Consider the following 6,142-nt stretch of genomic DNA (forward strand, 5'->3'; position numbering starts at 1 on the left):
GCTGTTATTTGAGATACATAAAGCTACAGTTTAAGTTTAAATTTATGATTATTTTAATAATTATAATACTTGTAGACGGTGAGGGTATACAGTGCAATTCCAAAAAAAATTACCCAAAGTGAATGATTTTAAAAAGCTAATAATGTTATGTAGTGCTATCGCTTTGCCTAATTTTTATAGTCAAACTTATGCAGAAAATTCAACTTTGGCAGCTGTTCCGAAATTGGAGTTAAGTCAGTATTTGGGACTTTGGTATGAGATTGCACGTAAGCCGATGTATTTCCAAAAGCAATGTGCAAAGGATGTCACTGCTCGATATACCGTAAATGAATACGGGAATGTTGCGGTGGATAATCGTTGTATTGATATGGATGGTCATGAGTTGCGTTCTGTAGGTGAAGGGTTTATTAGCAATGAGCCTTTTAATTCGAAACTAAAAGTTAGTTTCTTGCCTGAAGCAATTCGCTGGATGCCGGTCGGACGTGGTGATTATTGGGTGTTGAAAATTGATCCAAACTATCAAATGGTATTGGTGGGTGAACCTAAGCGGAAATATCTATGGTTGTTGTCACGAGATCCACACCCAGATGAAGCGAAAGTTACTGAATTTTTACGATATGCTCAAATTGTAGGATTTAGTTTGAAAGATATTATTCGAACCAAACAAACCGAACCATAAAAGAGAAATAACCGTAATTGATTCTTGAACCAAATTTTTAGATGGGTGTATATAAATCACTTTGTAGAACTATAAAATTAATTTATTTTTCAAGTGATATATAATTAAATATGTTTATACTATTTTATTTGAAATATTAGATTTTTTGCATAAGTCGAGTTGTGATGGGCATTTATTTATAATGGGGGGTTGCCTCTCATTATAAAAGATACACATTATTATGCGTAAAACCTTTTCTCTGAGCCCTGTGTATGGCCTAAGAGAAGAGATTCTGGATATTAATCTTGGCCTTTTGATTTTTGCAAAAGATCTATTGAACATAGTATTCGCATAGAGGTATCAGATGTTTAAAGGTGTAGCATTATCTGTCTTGGCATCTGTCACTTTTGGTGTTTTGTATTTTTATACTAAATTACTCGGTGATTTGGATAGCCAGCAAACTTTTGGTTGGCGGATTATTTCAACTTTGCCTTTTTTAACATTGTTTATGTTGTTTAGTGGCGATTTTATTCATGTAAAAACCATTTATAAAAGAATCATTGAAAAGCCAATTTTATTGCTTTTCATGATAGTGACATCAACATTAACCTGCTTCCAATTGTGGCTATTTCTTTGGGGGCCAATGAATGGTCGAGGACTGCAAGTCTCGCTGGGTTATTTTTTATTACCACTGGTTTTGGTTTTACTGGGTAGTGTTCTATATAAAGAAAAATTGTCTAAATTTCAGATGCTAGCCGTGGCTTTCGCAACTTTAGGTGTGGGGCATGAGTTGTGGCGACTGGGCACTATTGCATGGGAAACAATTAGTGTTGCGATTGGTTATTCATTGTATTTTCTCATTCGAAAAAAAATTAACACAGACAATCTTGGTGGTTTTTGGTGGGATATTTTGATTTGTATGCCACTTGCGATTTATTTAACTCAAACTGGATTGAACAGCTACGGTCAATTTATTGACTCTCCAAGTTTAATAGCCGTTGTTGCAGGATTGGGTATTTTAAGTGCGATTGGACTTGGTAGCTATATTTTGGCTAGTCGACATTTACCGATGATTTTATTTGGTCTATTAAGTTATTTGGAGCCTGTTTTACTGGCTTTGGCATCATTTGCTTTAGGCGAGTCGATTTCAAGAGATGAATGGTTAACCTATATTCCAATTTGGTGTGCTGTGGGGTTATTGGTGGTTGAAGGGATTGTGCATCTTTACCGACAAAAGCAGCGGAAAAAGAATTTAGAACTCAATATCGAAAAATTCGATAAATATTAGGCAAAATACTCAAATTGATTGTTTTTTGCTAAATTCATTGTTTTTAATTAACAAAACTTAAAAAATATGATAAATATGTCTCATTAATAAGGTTTTTTATATTTACTTTTTAGAAGTAAAAAGTTGGTCATATGATGAACTCTACAGTGATTCCATATCAAACAAGAGCAATGTTGTCGCAATTAGAACCGAGTACAGATTTAAACTGGGAAGATACTCTATTGCATGTATTTGATAGCGAAAATATTGAAGTAAGAGAAGAAATAGATCGTCAAATTTTAAAACCAAAAGATATTCAATGGAATCGTGTCACCAATACATTTGAATACACCATTACCAATTCGCTGAGTATTTTAAAACATAGTTTTACCAGTGAGCGTATGCGTTCGATTGCAAGTAAATTGAGTAATTCGATAAACTGGCTGAAGAATATTACCGATAGTGTACAAATTGCAGATTATTTAGAAAATGCTTTGCATCAAATTGATTTGATTCCTGTAGATGATAATTTAAATTTGCAACGTGAAAAAATGTTGATTCGTAGAGTCTTTTTGCAAGACGTAGCGAAACTCATCCGTAAAATAAAAATTCAGCCACCACAAGGGATTCGTAATTTAACCTGTGAACAAATACGTTGTTTCATTGTTGAAGTTTTTATTAAGCAACAGTTATTGGGTTATTGGTTCAAACCTTTATTGCCTAAATCAGCAGAATTAAGAAATCATCCTTTTTTTAAATATTATGTTTTAAGTGAACAAAAAGTTAGAAAATTTGACATCGTAAAAACGTCAGAGTTTATTTATTTGATCGCACCGATTCAAAATTTTGAACAAAATCCATATTCAATTCGACGTTTCTTATTTGAAGAAAATATTGAGTATAAAAACCAAATCTTTATAACGGGTTTGGTATTGGAAATTGATCAAATATCAAATGATGGCTATAAAGATGATATACATCACTTGATGCAGAAGATGGTGACTATTCAAAGCCAAGTACAAAAGGATGTAATTGATATTGTACAAGATTTTGAACACTTTACAGATAAGACATTGTTGCCATTTTTAATGGAACCTTTAGGCATGTCTGCAAGTAATAGTGATTCAGTTGCTCAAAATCATTTAAAGAAGATTGAACAATTGATCACAGCCAATATTTTAATGCCTTTGCGAAATGCCGTTAAAAACGATTTATCTCATATAGAAGAGTTTGAATACTTATTTATGAGCGTACATCGTATTTTGTCAGAAATTCTTTCGCATTATCGAGATTTTAAAGAACAACCCGCTTTATTTTTTAATCATGCTGTTCAGCTTTTTGAATATCGTTTGTTGGCTTATTTAAAACTTTTGGAAAAAAGAAAAGACGAAATTTTTATTCCAATGAGTAAATATGAATGGCAGGTGATGCATGATCGTTCACAACAACCAATCAAAAAAATTCAAGCGATTTTGCTTGAACAAATGACGGATTATCGTGATTTAACCAATTACATTGCTCAATTGAAAAAAGAACAAACAACATGGCAAGGTTCTTTTTTCAAAAGAATTTTGCGAGGTGAGCGTGTTGAGAAAGAAATTGTACAGACCAATCAAGCTGCTTTGTTGATTAAAAAGCAAACGTATATCGATGTGTTGGCGGTTCCCAAAAACTTACGTAAATACAATGTGTTTATTGAGTTTGAAAGTTTAACCTCGATGAGTGAGTTGGAGCGTCATTATGCATTTCCAAGTGGTGATAATGGTTTGATACGCTTACCTTTATTGATCAAAATGCCAGAAAATCTAATTGATTTTAATATTGAAGAATTTAGTACGGCAATTAGTTATGACTTACATTATTCACCGAATTCGTAGTTTGTTTATAGACGCTTAAAAAGTGAAGCAGAAGCACGAAGTATAAGGATTTGCTCATTCTTATATGAATCATGATTTTTTTCATAGTTAAGCGGCACGCTGAAAAAGAGGCTGTCGATTTCTGTACGCTCATATGTAAGTTTGTTATACGTGGTGGTGTTCGAAAAGAACATACTTACACTATAAATGGGTTTTATTTAGTGTTTTACACTTTAAAATCAAGTTGTAATCCTAATTTGAATAGTAAGTATTACAAAATATTATAAAAATGATAGGTGATATGATTTCAACTAAATGAGAATTCCTTTACAATAATGGGGTTTTTAAAATCATGTCTAGATATACATAAAATAGAGGACGTATCTGTGAGCAAAGACACTATCATCGCCCTACACGCAGAGCACCAAGGTCGTTGGAAAAACCGTGAAGAAATCGCGGAACGTATGATTGCATTAATCGGTCAATTATACCGTGAAAAAAATATTGTGACTTCTGTTTACGGTCGTTCTTTAGTTAACCGTTCAGTGATTCAAATTTTAAAAGCACACCGTCGTACACGTATGTTGGACGTTGAGCTTTCAGTTGTAAACACGTTCCCGATTCTTGAAGCATTGGCTAAAATTGAAAATATTGGCACTGCTGAAATTGATTTAGGTAAATTAGCTGTTGCTTTTAAAGAGCAAGGTGGCGATGTTGATGCATTTGTTGCAGCAGCAGTTAAAACCGCAGAAGGTCGTGAGACTTCAGTAGAAGGTCGTGACGTTGTACTTTATGGTTTCGGTCGTATCGGTCGTATTCTTGCGCGTTTAATGATTGGTCAGTCTGGTCTTGGTCGTGGTTTAAATCTAAAAGCGATTGTTGTTCGTAAGTCATCTGATGGTGATTTAGAAAAACGTGCATCTTTATTGCGCCGTGACTCAATCCATGGTCCATTCTCTGGTACGATTTCTGTTGATGAAGAAAACGAAGCAATTATTGCAAATGGTCAGTTTATCAAAGTGATCTATGCTTCTAATCCAACTGAAGTTGATTATACCGATTATGGTATTAGCAATGCTTTGGTGATCGATAACACAGGTAAATGGCGTGATGCTGAGGGTCTTGCTCAACACCTTAAGTGCCCAGGCGCTGCACGTGTGATTTTGACTGCACCAGGTAAAGGTGACATGAAGAACGTGGTGTTTGGTGTAAACCAAGCTGACATTCTTGATGAAGATGCGATTATCTCTGCTGCAAGTTGTACAACCAATGCAATTACACCAACACTTAAAGTATTACATGATAAATACACCGTGTTGAATGGTCACGTTGAAACAGTTCACTCATTCACAAACGACCAAAACTTAATTGATAACTACCATAAAGCAGACCGTCGTGGTCGTGCTGCAACATTGAACATGGTTATTACTGAAACAGGTGCAGCTAAAGCAGTTGCTAAAGCACTTCCTGCACTTCAAGGTAAATTGACAGGTAACTCTGTACGTGTTCCAACACCGAACGTTTCTCTTGCGATTTTAAACTTAACTTTAGATAAAGAAGTTGATCGTGAAGAAGTGAACGAATACATTCGTCAAATTTCGATTAACTCAAATCTACAAGGTCAAATTGGTTATACAAACTCTACTGAGGTTGTATCTTCTGACTTTATCGGTTCTCGTACAGCTGGTGTATTTGATGCGCAAGCAACAATCGCTTCTGGCAACCGTTTAACTGCATATGTTTGGTACGATAACGAAGTTGGTTATAGCTGCCAAGTATTACGTATTGCAGAGCAAATGGGTGGTGTAAGCTATCCTAAAATTCCTGCTGAAACAAACGCATAATGTGTTAGCCTAAGAAAAACCCGATGTAAAGTCGGGTTTTTTATTGTTTAAATTTTTAGATTTGTCCTAGATATTGATACAGCATAAAATTTAATTGCCACATTTAATAAAAAATAAAATTCTATTTAGTCTTGTATATTTTTTCAATGTTCGTTAATGCTCAGCTACTAAGTTACATCCTATGTTTAGAGGTTGTTTTTAGTGAAAACGCTTTACTATGGCAAGTTGATAATTTTCATAATCAAATTATAAGAACTCTAGAATTATTAATGCCTTATAATATATCGATTCTGAATTTATGAAACGACAGGCCTATGATTTAACATGTAATTGGCTTAAAAATACATTTTATGCAGCTATTGCTATGCCCAAATTTGTGTTTGGTTTTGGCTGTCTGGCGCATGTGTACAATCAATATTTATATTTTTGTTATAGGCTTAGAGGTAATTCTGAAAACAAGCAAGTATTCATTGTAAAAGTTACAGTGGGTTGTACGTATGCAAAAGTGCTTAAAATA

At 34.1% G+C, this 6,142-nt stretch carries 4 protein-coding genes and 1 pseudogene; all 5 read left to right on the top strand.

Features of this window, described 5'->3' with window-relative positions:
• Positions 1-91 precede the first annotated feature (91 nt).
• A complete protein-coding gene (locus tag D7V20_RS11675; protein WP_407923951.1) occupies positions 92-679 on the top strand; it encodes a lipocalin family protein in 588 nt (195 codons plus the stop codon).
• A gap of 343 nt (positions 680-1,022) precedes the next feature.
• Positions 1,023-1,946 carry an EamA family transporter RarD gene (rarD, locus tag D7V20_RS11680; protein ID WP_120384460.1) on the top strand — a complete coding sequence of 308 codons (924 nt, stop codon included), beginning with the start codon at positions 1,023-1,025 and terminating at the stop codon, positions 1,944-1,946.
• Between the two features lie 131 nt (positions 1,947-2,077).
• A complete protein-coding gene (locus tag D7V20_RS11685) occupies positions 2,078-3,802 on the top strand; it encodes a hypothetical protein (RefSeq protein ID WP_235831633.1) in 1,725 nt (574 codons plus the stop codon).
• 365 nt (positions 3,803-4,167) lie between these two features.
• Positions 4,168-5,625, top strand: a complete 1,458-nt coding sequence (locus tag D7V20_RS11690; protein ID WP_120384462.1) for a glyceraldehyde-3-phosphate dehydrogenase — start codon at positions 4,168-4,170, stop codon at positions 5,623-5,625.
• A 298-nt stretch (positions 5,626-5,923) separates the two neighbouring features.
• Positions 5,924-6,142, top strand: a pseudogene (locus D7V20_RS20005) (hypothetical protein); the annotation flags it as partial.

This window comes from Acinetobacter rongchengensis, assembly GCF_003611475.1.
GTDB lineage: Bacteria > Pseudomonadota > Gammaproteobacteria > Pseudomonadales > Moraxellaceae > Acinetobacter > Acinetobacter rongchengensis.

Excerpts from the sequence above, each read along its gene's own strand:
- D7V20_RS11685 (WP_235831633.1), top strand. The coding sequence starts at position 2,078 with ATGATGAACTCTACAGTGATTCCATATCAAACAAGAGCAATGTTGTCG.
- rarD (WP_120384460.1), top strand. The coding sequence starts at position 1,023 with ATGTTTAAAGGTGTAGCATTATCTGTCTTGGCATCTGTCACTTTTGGT.